Raw genomic sequence first — 14041 nt, 5'->3', positions numbered from 1 at the left:
GCGGCTCGGCTCGACAAGATGGTCCAGTCGAGTCGAGACTCCGCGCCAGGGAGGCACGTGAACCATGGTGCGTCGTGCAGGGGGTCGTTCTCAATCTCGATTCGACCATCCAGTTGAGGAGGAGCTGCTGCGCGCGGAGGAGGCGGCCGCGCTCCTGGGAGTGAAGCGGGCGACGCTGTACACGTACGTCAGCCGGGGGCTCGTGCGGTGCGTGCCGGAGAAGGGCACGAAGGAGAACCGCTACCTGCGCGCGGACGTGGAGCAGCTGAAGACGCGCCACGACGCCCGCGCGGGCCACGCGGCGGTGGCGTCCGGAGCGCTGCGCTGGGGCGAGCCCGTCATCGACTCGTCGGTGTCGCGCATCAGCGAAGATGGACTCGCGTACCGGGGCCACGACGCGGTGGAGCTGGCCACGCGAGGCCATGGCTTCGAGTCCATCGCGGAGCTGCTGTGGACCGGCCAGCTGCCACGGGAGCCCACGGTGTGGCCCGCGCCGGAAGCACCGCCGTCATCCCTGACGCCCACGTCACTGGCGGCCATGCTGCCCAAGGACACCCCTCCCCTCTCCGCGCTGGCCGCGCTGGTGCCGCTGCTCGCCGCGAGCGACGCGGGCCGCTTCGCCGCGCCCGTGGAGCAGGACATGGCGCGCGCACGCCGGCTCATCCGCCACCTGGGCGCGTGGGTCTGCGTGGCGCAGGCCCCCGGCCGCGTGGCGCGCGCGTTGAAGGAACCCACGATGGCCGCTTCGCTCACCACGGCCTGGGACGCGAAGCCGAAGCGGACCGCGGAGCTGATCAACCTGGCGCTGGTGCTCTGCGCGGACCACGAGCTGAACACCTCCACCTTCGCGGCCCGCGTGACGGCCTCCTCCGGCGCGGACCTCTACGCGTGCATCAGCGCGGCGCTCGCGGCCATCTCCGGACACCGCCACGGCGGCGCCTGTGACCGCGTGGAGGCGCTCATCGCGGAGGTGGGCCGTCCCGAGCGCGCCGCGCAGGTCATCCACGGCCGCCTGCGCCGGGGCGAGGCCGTGACAGGCTTTGGCCACCGCCTCTACAAGAAGGGCGACCCGCGCGTGCCCTCGCTCGTCGCCGCCGCGCTGAGCGTGAAGCCCGAGCCCCTGAAGGTCCGCGTGGCCCGCGCCGTCATGGACACCATGAAGGACGCCGGCCATCCGCCGCCGTCCCTGGACTGGGGACTGGTGATGCTCGCGGACGCGCTGGGCCTGCCCTCCGGCGCCGCCGCCGTGCTGTTCAGCCTGGGCCGCACCGCGGGCTGGGTCGCCCATGTCCTGGAGCAGCGCGAACAGGGACACCTGCTCCGCCCCCGCGCCCGCTACGTGGAGCCCCCGGCCCGGTAGCACCATGAAACATCCCGCGCGGCTGTCACCTGGCGTGCACGCCGCGCGGGTTTCCGTTTGGCGCTCCGGGCCCCCGTGCACACACTGGCAGCCCTGTGAGCACCTCCCGTCCGACGCTGCCCTATCCCGCCCTGATGTTGCTCGGCAACGTGGCCTTCATCGCCTCGTGGATCGTCATCCTCAAGCGCCCCGAGGGCTGGCAGGTGGTGGGCCCCGTCCTCCTGGCCCTCTTCCTGGCCCTGCGCGTGGGCGGCGTGTGGAGGTACGCCCTCAAATACCCGGACCCCGCCGGCCGCACGAAGCGCTCCGCCATCCTCTCCACCGTGCTGGCCGTGCTCGCCGTGGGCCTGTGGGGCTATACGTGGCTGAGCGGCCCGCGCTAGCGAAGCAAACGAAACGGGCGCCCCTTCCGTGAGTGGAAGGCAGCGCCCGTCGTCACTTCAGGACTCGCAACCGCGTCAGACGTTGAAGCGGAAGTGCATGCAGTCACCGTCCTGCACGACGTACTCCTTGCCTTCCACGCGCAGCAGGCCCTTCTCCTTCACGGCCGACTCGCTGCCCAGCTTCACCAGGTCGGTCCACGAGAAGACCTCCGCCTTGATGAAGCCGCGCTCGAAGTCGGAGTGGATGACGCCCGCCGCCTGCGGCGCCTTGAAGCCCTTGTGGATGGTCCACGCGCGGCACTCCTGCTCGCCCACGGTGAAGTACGTCCACAGGCCCAGGAGCTTGTAGCCCTCGCGCACCACCTTGTGCAGGCCCGGCTCCGTCAGGCCGGAGTCCGCCAGGAAGCTGGGGCGCTCCTCCTCCGGGAGCTGCTGGATTTCAGACTCCAGCGCCGCCGCCAGCACCACCACGCCCGCGCCCTCCTTCGCGGCCATCTCGCGCACCGCCTGCACGCGCGGGTCCGCGTCCTCCTTGCCAATCTGCTTCTCGCTGATGTTCGCCACGTACAGCACGGGCTTGTCCGTCAGCAGGAACAGGTCCTGGATGGCCGCCTTCTCTTCGTCGGTGAGCTTCTGCGCGCGCACCGTGATGCCTTCATCCAGCTTCGCCTTGATGCGCTCCAGGAGCGCGACCTCGGCCTTGGCCTCTTCGCCCGCCTTGCCGCCCACCTTGGTGTTCTTGAGCGAGCGCTCGCGGCGCTTCTCCACGGTCTCCAGGTCCTTGAGGCACAGCTCCGTGTCGACCACGTCCCGGTCCCGCACCGGGTTCACGCCTCCCTCGACGTGGGTGACGTTGTCGTCCTCGAAGCAGCGCAGCACGTGGAGCACCGCGTTCACCTGCCGGATGTTCCCCAGGAACTGGTTGCCCAGGCCCTCGCCCTTGGACGCGCCGCGCACCAGGCCGGCGATGTCCACGAACTCCAGCGACGTGGGGATCTTCTTCAGCGGCTTGATGAGCGCCGACAGCTTGTCCAGGCGCTCGTCCGGCACCGGCACCACGCCCACGTTCGGCTCGATGGTGCAGAACGGATAGTTCGCCGCCTGCGCGCCCGCGGCGGACAGGGCGTTGAACAGGGTGGACTTGCCCACGTTGGGCAGACCGACGATGCCGATGGAGAGAGCCATGATGGAATCCTGGAACAGGCGGGCGCGGCGAAAGACTCCCGGCCTTTAGGCCGAGCGGCGGGTCGCCGTGGCGCTGGTGGCGCCGGGCAGGCCCTGCACGAACTGCTCGGCCAGCGCGCGGTGCTTCGCGTCGTCCATGCGCTCGTTGATGAGCTTGCCGGCCACTTCCACGGCCAGGTCCACGGCCATGGCGCGGATCTCCGCGATGGCCTTGGTCTTCTGGTCTTCAATCTCGCGGCGGGCGGACAGCTTCAGCTCCTCCGCCTCCTTGCGGCTCTTGGCCATCAGCTCGTCGCGGAACTTCTCCGACTCCGCCTGCACGCGGCGGGTGGTCTCCGCGGCCTCGCGGCGGGCCTCGGCGATGGCCGTCTTCTGGTCGGCCAGCAGCTTCTCCGCCTCGGCGCGCTCACGCTTGGCGCTCTCGATGGCGTTGGCAATCTGCTTCTCGCGCTCTTCCACGAGCGACAGGATGGGGCCCCACGCCTTCGCCCGCAGCACCAGGAGGACGATGACGAAGGTGACGATGGTCCAGAAGATGAGGCCCGGACGGACCTCCACGAAGCTGCTGGCGGCGAGGACAGAGGGCAGGAACATGGCGGGTCCCGGTGAAGCAGAAAAGACAGAGGGAGGATGCGGGGAACTTCAGGTGAGACAGGGACAGCGTGAGGCGGTGAAGCCGGAACGCCGGCGCCCCTTCTTCCCGAAGAGGACGCCGGCTCCCGTCGCGGCCTGCCGGCCTTAAGCCTTGATGGCGAGCAGGATGCAGACGACCAGCGCGAACAGCGTGGCGCCTTCGATGAGGGCCGCGGCGATGATCATCGTGGTGCGGATGTCGCCACCAGCGGCCGGCTGACGGCCCGTGGCGTCCATGGCGGCGGCGGCCAGCTTACCGATGCCGAGGGCGGCGCCGATGATGGAGAGGCCAGCGCCGATACCGGCGGCGAGGAAGGCAAGAGCGAGGTTGGTCATGGGAGCACGTCTTCTTTCGTGATGCGGGACCCGCTTGTGGGGGGGTCGTGGGGGCCCTTCAGGACTACCTCCGGCGACCTTTCGAATCGCCGGGTCTTCAACCGGGGCGCGCCGCCGTTTCCGGCGGGCGCCCCGTCAACTTGTCTCAGCCCAGGTGGTGGGCCTTGCCGTGGTCGTGGCTGGCGCCACCCTCGTGGTGGTCATCGTGGTGGTGGCCCATGGCCACGCTCATCCCGATGAACAGCGCCGACAGCATGGTGAACACGTACGCCTGCACGAAGGCCACGAACAGCTCCAGCAGGTAGATGCCGAAGGCGAACGGCACGCTCACCAGCGCCACCGCGGGGTTGCGGAGCATGAAGATGAGGCCCAGCAGGAAGAAGATGACGATGTGGCCCGCCAGCATGTTGGCGAACAGACGGATGGTGAGCGCGAAGGGCTTGGTGAACAGGCCCAGGAACTCCACCGGAATCATGATGGGCCACAGCCAGGGGGCCACGCCGCCCGTCAGGTGCTTGAGGTAGCCACCGATGCCCGCCGCGCGGATGCCCGCCGCCTGCGTGACGAAGAAGGTGCACAGCGCCAGGCCGCAGGTGATGGCGATGTTGCCCGTGGCGGTCGCCATCCAGGGGAACAGGCCCAGCAGGTTCATGAAGAGGATGAAGAAGAACGCGGTCAGCAGGTAGGGCACGTAGCGGGGGCCCTCCTCCTTGCCGATGTTCTTGATGGCCAGCTCGTCGCGAACGAAGAGGACCAGCATCTCGAAGAGGTTCGCCCCGGCGCCGCGCGGCACGAGCTTCGTCTTGTCGCGGTTGCTCCAAATCATGAGCGAGCCGATGAGCAGCAGCGCCGCCAGCCACATCATCACCGTGTGCTTCGTGATGGACAGGTCCAGGCAGCCGGCGCCCAGGCCCGGGTACACCTCGCCGTGGCCGCCGTGCGGATCCGCCACCGGCGTGCAGGCGCCTTCCTTCAGCGGGATGAGGATCTGCGGCAGGTGGATGGGGATGTGGTTGTGGCTGAGGGGGACCTCGAACTCGTACTCGTTCGAGTCGGACACGTGGTGGAGGATGTAGCCGGCGACGTCCTCGCCCTCGGCGTCCTTGTCCTCGTTCGCCACGCCGTGCTCGCCGGCCTGACTGGAGGCCCACACGGTGCCCGCGAACAGACAGGCGAACAGCACCATTGCCTTGCGCATCACTCGTCTCCGCCCGCCGTGTCTTTCGACGCGGCCATCACGTAGCTGACTTCAATCCACTGCAGCGCGAAGTAGACGCCGAAGAAGCCGCCCACGAACGCGATCGCGCTCAAACCCCGGGACACCACCCACGCCAACCCCAGCCCGACGCCCACGCCCCTGAGGGCGAAGACCACACCGACCACCTTCAACGCCGCCTTCAAATCCGCCTGCGACACCGCGCGCCGCTTCAGCACCAGCGCCAGCACGCCCGTCACCGTCGCGATTCCCACGCCCAGGAGGGCCGAGACCCGGTCCTCCGTCACCTTCGGCAGCGCCGCCGCCACCGCCGCGCCCACGCCCATCACCGCCGCCGCCAGCCCCGCGTGCGTCCAGAACGGGTCCCGCTTCGGCTGTCCGCCCGTCCCCGTCACTTGCGCTTCCCCAGCCGCGCCATCGCATGGAGGAAGCCGTAGAACCCCACGCCAATCCCCACCAGGCTCAGCCCCAGGAGCAGCCAGGGCGAGGTCCCCAGCCACTTGTCCAGGAAGTAGCCTCCCAGGACCCCCACCACCGCCCCGCCCACCAGCTTCCAGACCGCGGAGATGTACGGCTCCGCCGCCCGCATCTGCCGGGCCGTTTCGCCCAGCTCACTGCCCGGCGCGTCCTCCTGCTTCCGACGCTCCTGGTCTGCCATGCGGACGCCTCACCAAACCCCGGGAAAGTCTTGGGTTTCCTTCCACCAACCCCGACCCCGCCCATACACGCGCGGGCGCCGCTTAGCACCGAATGCGCGGCGCGTGCAACCGCTACGGGGACGCGGGGCACCCCACCGCCAGCAGCGGTTGCGGCACCCGCAAGCGCAGCTACCACGGCGCCGGGGCCAAAGGGGTGGTTTCTCCTCTGTGGAAGAGGCTGGAAGGAGCAGGCGGCCCGGGGGGCGCCCGATGGATCAGCGGCAGCCGAGCCCCAGGGAGGTGACGGGCGGCCGGGCGGAGCGCCCTCCGTCTCTCAGCACCGGGGCTGGGGCATCGCCAGCTTGGCAGGGGTCACGTTGGCCGTTCATGCCCGAGGAGTCACGCATGCCGAAGCCGCTCGAGCTCACCTCTCCGAAGTTCAAGGACGGGATGCCCATCCCCATCGCCTACACCGGCGAGGGCGACGACAAGGCACCGCCGCTGCACTGGGAGAACCTCCCCGCCGGGGCCAAGAGCCTGGCCCTCATCGTGGAGGACCCGGACGCGCCGGACCCGGCGACCCCCCAGCGCACCTTCTGCCACTGGGTCCTCTACAACCTCCCCGTCAACGCCCAGAACATCCCGGACGGGGCCACCCTGGAGGTGCTGCCGGCGGGGGTGAAGCTGGGGCGCAACGACTTCAACCGGCAGGACTACGGCGGGCCCATGCCGCCCATTGGCAACCACCGGTACTTCTTCAGGCTGTACGCCCTGGACACGGTGCTGCCGGACCTGAACCAGCCCACGCGCACGCAGCTGCTCCAGGCGATGGAGGGCCACATCGTGGGGGAGACGCAACTGATGGGCACCTATGAGAAGGCGCACCACCGCAGGCACTGAGGGCGCACGGGGGACCTCAAGGTGACGGCAGCTCGCGCGGCATCACCGCGGGCAGGCCAGGCACCTTGAGGTACTCCACGCGCGTGGGCCTGGGCTCCACCCGGGGCCAGCCCGGCGCGTCCAGCGCGGCGAGCAGCGTGAGCACCGGGTAGTCAAAGGACTCCACGCGCGGCCCTGACGCCGGCATGGGGGCCAGTCCCCACGCGAGCGACAGGCGCAGCCGTTCGCACCGGGCGAGCTGCGGCACGTACGCGGGCAGCTTCGCGTGCTCGCCCGCCTCCAGGAAGCGGCAGTACGCGATGGCCTCCTCGCGGTTGAGCACCTCCGGCGGCACGTCCTGGAGGAAGCGCGCTCGCAGCGCGGCCAGCTCCGGCCGCTTCGCTTCGTCCACCCAGGGGAGCTGTTCGCGCACGCGCTCGGTGCGGTGGAAGTCCATCATCCGGCCCGCGCGCTCCACCACCACGGGCTCCACCCGTTGGAGTGCGTCCGCTTCCAACGGCGTCAGGTCCAGCGGGGCCAGGGCCGCGCGGGCGTCGTGGCGCCATGCTTCACGGAAGCGCGGATCCACGTGCAGCCGCGCCAGGACCTCCAGCGTTCGTGGGTAGCTCATGCCGCGCTCGCACCGCAGCGCTGGAGGATGGCGCGCGCGCGGGCCAACTCCTCCACCAGCCGCGCGAAGGGAGGAAAGCCGCTGTCCATCTCGAAGTTCACCCCGCGCACCGGGCTGCGGGGCGCGACGTACTCCAGCAAGCGCCACACCTCCTCCGGCGACGGCGCGGAGTGGCTGTCCAATCTCAAGCCCTCCATCGTGATGCCGCCCGCCAGGTGCACCTGCACCACGCGGTCCAAAGGCAGACGGTCCAGGAAGGCATACGGGTCGAACCCGTGGTTGACCGCGTTGCAATACAGGTTGTGCAAATCCAGCAGGAGGCCGCAGTCCGCGCCCTCCACCACGCGGCGCAGGAACTCCGCCTCATCCAGCGTGTTGAGCGGCGTGTGGAAGAGATACGCGATGTTCTCCACCACGAAGGGCACGTCCAGGTCCGCCCGCGCGGCCTTCACGTTGCGCACGCACGTGGCCACCGCCTCCTCCGTCAGCGGCACCGGCGTCAGCGCGCGCAGGGGCAGGTTCCCCACGCGCGTGAAGCACAGGTGGTCTCCGTGCCAGACGCTCTTCGTGACGTGGCGGATGCGCTTCAGGCCGTCCCGGTAGCCGGGCGCGTCCACGCCGTCCGAGCCCACCGACAGCTCCAGGCTGTGGCCCACCAGCGGATAGCGCTTCGCGAGCAACTCCAGCCGCCGCTCCGAGTCCGGCGTGAGCGGCAGGAAGTGCTCGGGCGTCACCTCCAGCCAGTCCACGCCGGGGTTGCCGCGCGCCAGGTGCGGGTTGAGGTCCCAGCGGTAGCTGAGCCCCACGCCCAGGAAGGGAAGGCCCATGGCGTTACGCCCTGCGCCGCGCCATCACCTGGAGGTGCTGCCCCAGGACGGCGAAGCCCTCGTGCGCCAGCTTCTCCTGCAACGCCAATATCTCCTCGCGCGCGGCCCACGCGTCCCACGGCGCTTGCGCGGTGTTGCCGTGCGCGGCGGCCATCGCCTTGAGCATGTCGAAGAACATCACCGGCTTGCCGAAGATCTCCAGCAACTCCGCGCCCGCGCCCGCCACCGCGCGCTCCAGCTCGCGCACCGTGAAGGCGTGCACCGGCAGGCCATACGGGCACGTGGTGCGGCCGTCGTGGAGCGTGCGGAAGGCCTCCTGCGGCTTGCCCTGCTTCAGGTAGCCGGAGAACGCCTCGTAGCGGTTGTCCACGCCCAGCACCACCGGCGCACCCGGCTTCGCCACGCGCACCAGCTCCTTCACCGCGCGCGGGTACGCGTCCAGGCAGTACGACACCGGGTCGCCTTCGCAGAAGACCAGGTCGAAGGCCGCGTCCGGCAGCTCCAGCGCCGCGACGTTGCCCTCCACGAAGGCCGCGCGGTCCAGGAGCCCCTTCGCGGCGAACTGCGCCCTCGCGCCGTCCAGCATGCCCGGAGAGATGTCCAACACGGTGACGTGGTGCCCTCCTTCCGCGAAGCGCGTGCCGAACTTGCCGCCTCCACCGCCCGCGTCCAGCACGCGCCAGGCCGTGCCGTCCCTGGGCAGCAGCGCCTCCACCGGCTTCCAGGTGAGGTGCTCGTACGTCAGCCAGAACAGCTTGATGGCCATGGCGTCCGGCGCGCCCTGGTCGTACTTCGGGGACACCTCGTCGTAGCGGCGCTTGAGGCTCTGCGGGTCGGCGGAGGTCATGCGGATGGCCCTTGGGACAGGTCAGTAGTTGAAGGAGATTTTCGAGAGGATCCGCCGCTCCTGAGAGCCGCCGAAGGGCTGATCCGTGTAGACGAGGAAGATGTCGCTCCACTGGCGGTAGTGCCACCCCACCATCGCGTCCAGGAACGTGCCCTTCACGGAGTTGTAGTCCGCCAGCTCGTACACGCCGCCCTTCTGCAACGTCAGGCGCGCGTAGAGGTCCGGGCTGAAGTGGTAGCGCAGCTGCGCGTAGCCGGAGAAGCTGTAGCCATCACCCGACGTGCCGTAGAGGTCGCTGTTCGTGGGCACGTTGAAGTTGCGCGTGTAGAAGCCGCTGAAGCGCGCGACGATGTGCGGGCCAATCTTGATGTTCGCCGCGCCGTTGAAGCCGCGGATCTCCCCGCCCAGGAAGCGGCCGGCGACGGCGGTGAGCGTGTAGCTCTGCCAGTCGTGCGGGAACAGGGTGAAGCCGAACGTGCCCAGCCGGTCCCGGAAACCCAGGTTGTCGTCGTAGATGCCCTCCAGGTAGAGCGCGAAGTCGTGGTGCAGGTAGGGCTGCACGTTGAGGCGGTTGCGCCAGCGCGTGCGCTCACCCTCGTGGTTGCGGCGCCACAGCGAGTCCCACGTCACGTCCAGCCGGGGCAGGAAGCGCCACTTGGGGAACGGGTTGAGGAACACGCGCGAGTTGTAGCCCTGCTTGTCCACCACCGGCGTCCAGCCCAGCGGGTTCGCGTAGTTCTTCCCGATGTCCTCGAACTGCAGCCAGAACTCCGACAGCGTGTCGAAGCGGTGCAGGCCCACGTGGTACGCGTCCGAGTCCTCGTTGCCCAGCGGGCTCCAGCTCTTCAGCGCCTGCGCCTGGATGAAGAACTCCTCGAAGAGGTGGAAGTTGCCGTCCACGCCCACCGTCTGGAAGTCCGAGTCCCCGAACAGCCCGCCCCGCCCGCTGCGGTTGATCGCCACCAGCGAAATCATCGACCGCTTGCCGATGTCCTGCTGCAAGCGCAGCACGCCGGAGTTGACGTTCTCGAAGACCTCGCGGCCATTGGCGTCCCGGCCGGTGGAGTCTCGGTGCTGGATGTCCATCATCGAAAAGCTCAAGCCGCCCAGCTTGCCGGTGAGCTGCATGCCGCCCCACACCCGGTCATGCGGCCGCAGCGCGATGCGGCGCGAGGTGAAGACGTTGATGGGCGCGATGAACAGGTGCTCGCTCTCCGTGAAGAACGCGCGGCGCTCCGGCAGCAGCGGCAGATCCGTGTCCAGCAGCAGGAAGCTCTGGTCGGCCTCCGCGTCGCTGAAGTCCGGGTTGGCGGTGAGCTTCACCGACAGCCAGGGCGCCGGGTCGATGCGCGCGTCCGCGCCCACGTTGGGACGGAAGGTGCCCCGGTCGTCCGTCGTCTTCAGCGCCACCGTGGTGGCCACGTACGGGGTGATGCTGAAGATGGGGCGCGGCTTGATGCCCTTCAAGCCCTCCAGGTGCGGGTAGCGGCTCACCTTCGCGCTGTTGACGCCGTCCGGCGTCCAGTTGCTCCACTCCTGGTTTCGCGACTGCTCGCGGTCCAGGAGCATGCCGAAGGAGATTTCATCCTTCGTCTCGAACTGGAAGTTGGCGAACGGGATGCGGACCTCTGAAATCCACCCGTCCTTCACGATGGTGGACTTCGTCTCCCACTCGCCGCGCCAGTTGGTGGAGAACGCCTCGCCGTCATCCACGATGCGCCCGTCGGTGCGCACGCCCAGCGGGTTGGTCCAGAAGTAGTACGCGTTCCGGTGGTCCAGGAACGTGTCCAGGATGATGGTGATGTTGTCCTCCTGGTGGAGGAAGCCCTCGTTCTGCACCGTGTAGCCGGTGATGCGCTCCGGCCTGGAGTCGATGCAGTGGAAGAGGAAGTACAGGTTGTCCTGGTCGTAGAGGATGCGGACCTTTGTGTCGTCCGGCGCGGGCTTGCCGTAGTTGACGCGCGTGAGGTACCAGCCGGAAATCTCCGGGGCCGCCTGCCACGCGGGCTCGTCTCCCTTGCCGTCGATGGTGATGGCGTCCTGCGTCCGCGTGGCGGAGACCTTGTACGTCGAATCAGCGTGTCCCAGCGTGGGCACCAGCGCGGCCAACAGCGCGGTGCCCCAGCGACACACGTGGCGAAGGGGACTCATCCGTGCTCCGAGGTGGGGGTGAGGGCGGCCATGGGGGCCGGTTCAGGCGTGACGGGTGAAGACGCCTCGCGCACGCGCGACACACAGCCGAGCGCCAGCACGAGGGACACCGACGAGAGAAGGAACGTGCAGCCGATGCCGGCGGCTTGCGCGACGAAGCCGTAGGTGACGGGCGCGAGCACGGAGGCCAGCGCGGCGCAGGCGCCCAGCGCGCCCATGAACCGGCCGCGCTCGGAAGGGCCCGGGGACTGCTCCACCACCAGCGCGGACGCGGAGGAGCGGTGCAGACCGTCCGGAATCGCCAGCAGCACCCAGGCCGCCACCAGCGTCACCAGCGCGGCGCCGTGCGGCAGCCATCCCGAGGCCCCCAGCACCGCGGCCAGCACCGCCATGCCCGCGAGGCCCGGGACAATCAGCCCCACGCGCCGGGCCAGCCGGTCCGACAGCCGCCCGCCGAAGGGCTGCGCGAACGCGTACGTCAGCCACGACGCCGCCACCAGCGGACCCACGGCCTCCCGGGGCGCGCCCAGCTCCACCGCGTACAGCGGCAGGTACGTGGGGAACAGCGCCAGCGCGAAGGTGAAGAAGAACTGCCAGAGGAACAGCGCCGCCGCGCCCGGCCGGTCCTTCACGTAGGTGAAGGGCGACCACAGCCCCCGGAACACCAGGCCCCACGCCGCGCCGCCGCGCCCTGCCTCCGCGCGCTCGGGCCGCGCCGGTTCGTCCAGCCCCAAGAGCAGCAGGCTGCCCGCGAGGAACAGGCCTCCCGCCAGGAAGAAGGTGCCCGCCACCGACAGCGCGCGGATGACGGCGGAGGACGCGAACAGCGCCGCGACGAACACCAGGTTCGACGTGGCATCCAGCAGCGAGAACAAGGTGGCGCGCTGCTTCGCGGGCGCGAAGTCCGCCACCATCGCGTTGGACACCGGCGCCGCGCTGCGCGACAGCAGCATCTTGAGGATCATCACGGCGGCGAGCGGCTGCGGGTCGTCCACCAGCGCCACCGCCGGCACCATCAACGACGTGACGAGCGACAGGCCCACCACGAAGGGCTTGCGCCCATGGCGGTCCGACAGCGCCCCCAGCACCGGCTGCACGAAGATGGGCAGCAGCGCCCCCACCGTGTAGAGCGCGCCAATCTCCTGGAAGCCCAGGCCCCGCTCGCGCAGGTACAAGGGCATCACCGGGTTGAGCAGCCCCGAGGCCGCCATGCCCAGGAGCCCCGAGCCCAGCATCACCCGCAGGTTTCCCAGCCCCCGCGTCAGGCCATACATCTCCCGGATGGCACCCACGCCCTGGCGGATCATCCCCCCACCCCTTCCGTGGCTCCGGGTCCGCCGGTGTCAGGCTTCCGCCCCAGCACCGCCTCCACCGCCTTCGTGAGCGTGGGCACCGGCCGCACGTCCAGCGCCGTCAGGGGCGCCGGGTCGAACCCGCTGCCCTCCGGCACGAACACCGCGACCCGCTCCGCCCGCGGGAACACCTGCGTCACGTAGGCCTGCGCCACGCCCAGCTTTCCCTGGAGGAACTCGCGAGGCGCGGGCGCGAGCCTTTCGCCATGCGCCTCCAGCGCCACGCCCGTGCCCAGGAAGGGGGACGGCAGCGGCAGGCCCGACAGCAGCGCCACCCACGCGACGAACAGCGGCAGCGACGCGCTCCGGCCATCCAGCGTCACGTTCCGGCCGCGCGGCGAGACGTGCAGGTCCGTCTGCTCCCACGGCAGCGCGTAGCGCGCGCGGCCCACCGCCGACAGGTGGCGCGCATGGTCCTGCCACGCGGGGGTGAAGGCGTTGCCCCGCGACACGTCCGTCCACAGCCGTCCCTGGCCGGGGCGCACGGACACCTCCACGGGCACGACTCGAAAGAGCGCGTGTCCGCCGACGTCCGCCTGGGTGAAGAGCAACAACTGCGTGGATGCGGGCAGCATGGGCGGGGCGTGTCGGTGGGCGCGAGGAAAGACACAGCCGGGAGGAGGAACGGCGTCCTCCTCCCGGCCGTGAAACGCGTTACTCCGCGACGCTGACGTTGATCACCATGCCGTTGGAGCAGGTGCACTTGTCGGTGGCGGCGGCAACGCGGACGATCTCGGACTGGATGTACATGGTGGTTCTCCTGGGTTTGGGTTTGTGGCTTGAGAGGGAAACGGCGGGCGCGACTACTCCGCGACCGTGGTCGTCGAGGCGATGACCATGCCGTTGGAGCAGGTGCACTTGTCGGACGACGCGGACACGCGGACGATCTCGGACTGGATGTACATGGTGATTCTCCTGGGTGGTTTGCTGCGTTCACTGCCACTGCGGTGAAACATGGCGGAGTGTGGACAGGGGGTCTGACATTGCCTGCCAACACACCGGTGCTTCATTCCAGACGTGATGAGACGTCTCACGTCTGGTATCGCGCGCACCCGGGGCGACCCGGGAGCACGGGATTCCCAAAGACTTGAATGACCGCGGACAGCGGGAAATCAGACGGGGCGCGAGGGCTCGCACAGCCCCAGTTCCTGGAACTGCGTCACGGTGCGCCGCACGTCGGCGCGGATGGCCTCTTCCTGACCCTCGGCGCCCAGCCGCCGCGCCAGCGACACCACCGCTCCCTCCAGGGACGTGCCGCCCTGGCACAACTCGAAGATGCGTGCGGCGGTCTCGTTCACCCGGAAGACCTCTCCGCCCTCCGTATCCATGAGGAAGAAGGCTCCGTCCTGCTGTTGGACGATGACGCCGGAAGCCGCGCGAGGCAGGTTCAAGACATCCCCCTTCCGAAACCGGATTGTTACAATTCCATGTTTGTAAATGCCTTCATCCGGGGTGTCAACACATGCAAGGATTTGGGTTGGGGCGCCATGAGAGGGTTTGGGAACGTGACAGGTCTTGAGACGCCGCGGTGTGCCAGAGCGGGGCGCGGCTGTTGTGCGCTGGTGGGCGATTGACGGGCGGGGGTGGCTTCACCGCGGGGGGC

At 69.5% G+C, this 14041-nt stretch carries 16 protein-coding genes; 3 read left to right on the top strand and 13 right to left on the bottom strand.

The window, feature by feature from the left end; genetic code table 11:
• Window positions 1-64: 64 nt before the first annotated feature.
• Window positions 65-1360, top strand: coding sequence for a citrate synthase (locus D7X96_RS29965; protein ID WP_121771315.1), 1296 nt, complete (start codon window positions 65-67; stop codon window positions 1358-1360).
• A gap of 95 nt (window positions 1361-1455) precedes the next feature.
• Complete coding sequence (locus D7X96_RS29960) at window positions 1456-1743, top strand: hypothetical protein (protein WP_199747159.1); 288 nt, start codon at window positions 1456-1458, stop codon at window positions 1741-1743.
• Window positions 1744-1818: 75 nt separating this feature from the next.
• Here the strand turns inward: D7X96_RS29960 and ychF are convergent, their stop codons facing one another.
• The 6 genes from ychF to D7X96_RS29930 all read right to left on the bottom strand — a co-directional run bounded on the left by ychF (window position 1819) and on the right by D7X96_RS29930 (window position 5771).
• Complete coding sequence (gene ychF / locus D7X96_RS29955) at window positions 1819-2928, bottom strand: redox-regulated ATPase YchF (RefSeq protein WP_121771314.1); 1110 nt, start codon at window positions 2926-2928, stop codon at window positions 1819-1821.
• Between the two features lie 45 nt (window positions 2929-2973).
• Entirely contained in the window at window positions 2974-3522 is a 549-nt protein-coding gene (gene atpF, locus D7X96_RS29950) for a F0F1 ATP synthase subunit B (protein WP_121724590.1), read from the bottom strand.
• A gap of 144 nt (window positions 3523-3666) precedes the next feature.
• Window positions 3667-3897, bottom strand: a complete 231-nt coding sequence (locus D7X96_RS29945) for an ATP synthase F0 subunit C (protein ID WP_120529618.1) — start codon at window positions 3895-3897, stop codon at window positions 3667-3669.
• Between the two features lie 145 nt (window positions 3898-4042).
• Window positions 4043-5095 (bottom strand): F0F1 ATP synthase subunit A, encoded by a 1053-nt coding sequence (gene atpB, locus D7X96_RS29940; protein WP_120552182.1) that lies wholly within the window; start codon window positions 5093-5095, stop codon window positions 4043-4045.
• Window positions 5095-5508, bottom strand: a complete 414-nt coding sequence (locus tag D7X96_RS29935; protein ID WP_121771313.1) for a hypothetical protein — start codon at window positions 5506-5508, stop codon at window positions 5095-5097. The genes atpB and D7X96_RS29935 overlap by 1 nt, the downstream gene beginning before the upstream one ends.
• Entirely contained in the window at window positions 5505-5771 is a 267-nt protein-coding gene (locus D7X96_RS29930; protein WP_120552184.1) for an AtpZ/AtpI family protein, read from the bottom strand. Before D7X96_RS29930 ends, D7X96_RS29935 begins: the two co-directional genes overlap by 4 nt.
• A 385-nt stretch (window positions 5772-6156) precedes the next feature.
• Here D7X96_RS29930 and D7X96_RS29925 point away from each other — a divergent pair, with 385 nt between their 5' ends.
• The gene (locus D7X96_RS29925; protein WP_121771312.1) at window positions 6157-6651 is read left to right on the top strand and encodes a YbhB/YbcL family Raf kinase inhibitor-like protein; all 495 of its coding nucleotides are present in this window, start codon (window positions 6157-6159) and stop codon (window positions 6649-6651) included.
• A 16-nt stretch (window positions 6652-6667) separates the two neighbouring features.
• Here the strand turns inward: D7X96_RS29925 and D7X96_RS29920 are convergent, their stop codons facing one another.
• The 7 genes from D7X96_RS29920 to D7X96_RS40115 all read right to left on the bottom strand — a co-directional run bounded on the left by D7X96_RS29920 (window position 6668) and on the right by D7X96_RS40115 (window position 13829).
• Window positions 6668-7261, bottom strand: a complete 594-nt coding sequence (locus D7X96_RS29920; RefSeq protein ID WP_121771311.1) for a hypothetical protein — start codon at window positions 7259-7261, stop codon at window positions 6668-6670.
• The gene (locus D7X96_RS29915; RefSeq protein ID WP_120552187.1) at window positions 7258-8088 is read right to left on the bottom strand and encodes an MbnB/TglH/ChrH family RiPP precursor modification enzyme; all 831 of its coding nucleotides are present in this window, start codon (window positions 8086-8088) and stop codon (window positions 7258-7260) included. The genes D7X96_RS29920 and D7X96_RS29915 overlap by 4 nt, the downstream gene beginning before the upstream one ends.
• Window positions 8089-8092: 4 nt before the next feature.
• Entirely contained in the window at window positions 8093-8935 is an 843-nt protein-coding gene (locus D7X96_RS29910; protein ID WP_120552188.1) for a methyltransferase domain-containing protein, read from the bottom strand.
• A gap of 21 nt (window positions 8936-8956) precedes the next feature.
• Window positions 8957-11086, bottom strand: coding sequence for a carbohydrate binding family 9 domain-containing protein (locus D7X96_RS29905; RefSeq protein WP_121771310.1), 2130 nt, complete (start codon window positions 11084-11086; stop codon window positions 8957-8959).
• Window positions 11083-12393, bottom strand: a complete 1311-nt coding sequence (locus tag D7X96_RS29900) for an MFS transporter (protein ID WP_121724933.1) — start codon at window positions 12391-12393, stop codon at window positions 11083-11085. Before D7X96_RS29900 ends, D7X96_RS29905 begins: the two co-directional genes overlap by 4 nt.
• A complete protein-coding gene (locus D7X96_RS29895) occupies window positions 12390-13013 on the bottom strand; it encodes a hypothetical protein (RefSeq protein ID WP_121771309.1) in 624 nt (207 codons plus the stop codon). The genes D7X96_RS29900 and D7X96_RS29895 overlap by 4 nt, the downstream gene beginning before the upstream one ends.
• 537 nt (window positions 13014-13550) lie before the next feature.
• Window positions 13551-13829, bottom strand: coding sequence for a PqqD family protein (locus D7X96_RS40115; protein ID WP_121724935.1), 279 nt, complete (start codon window positions 13827-13829; stop codon window positions 13551-13553).
• Window positions 13830-14041: the final 212 nt, after the last annotated feature.

Origin of the sequence: Corallococcus interemptor (assembly GCF_003668875.1) — a bacterium.
GTDB lineage: Bacteria > Myxococcota > Myxococcia > Myxococcales > Myxococcaceae > Corallococcus > Corallococcus interemptor.
The sequence above is the reverse complement of the archived record's forward strand: the minus strand, read 5'-3'. Positions and strand labels throughout refer to the sequence as shown.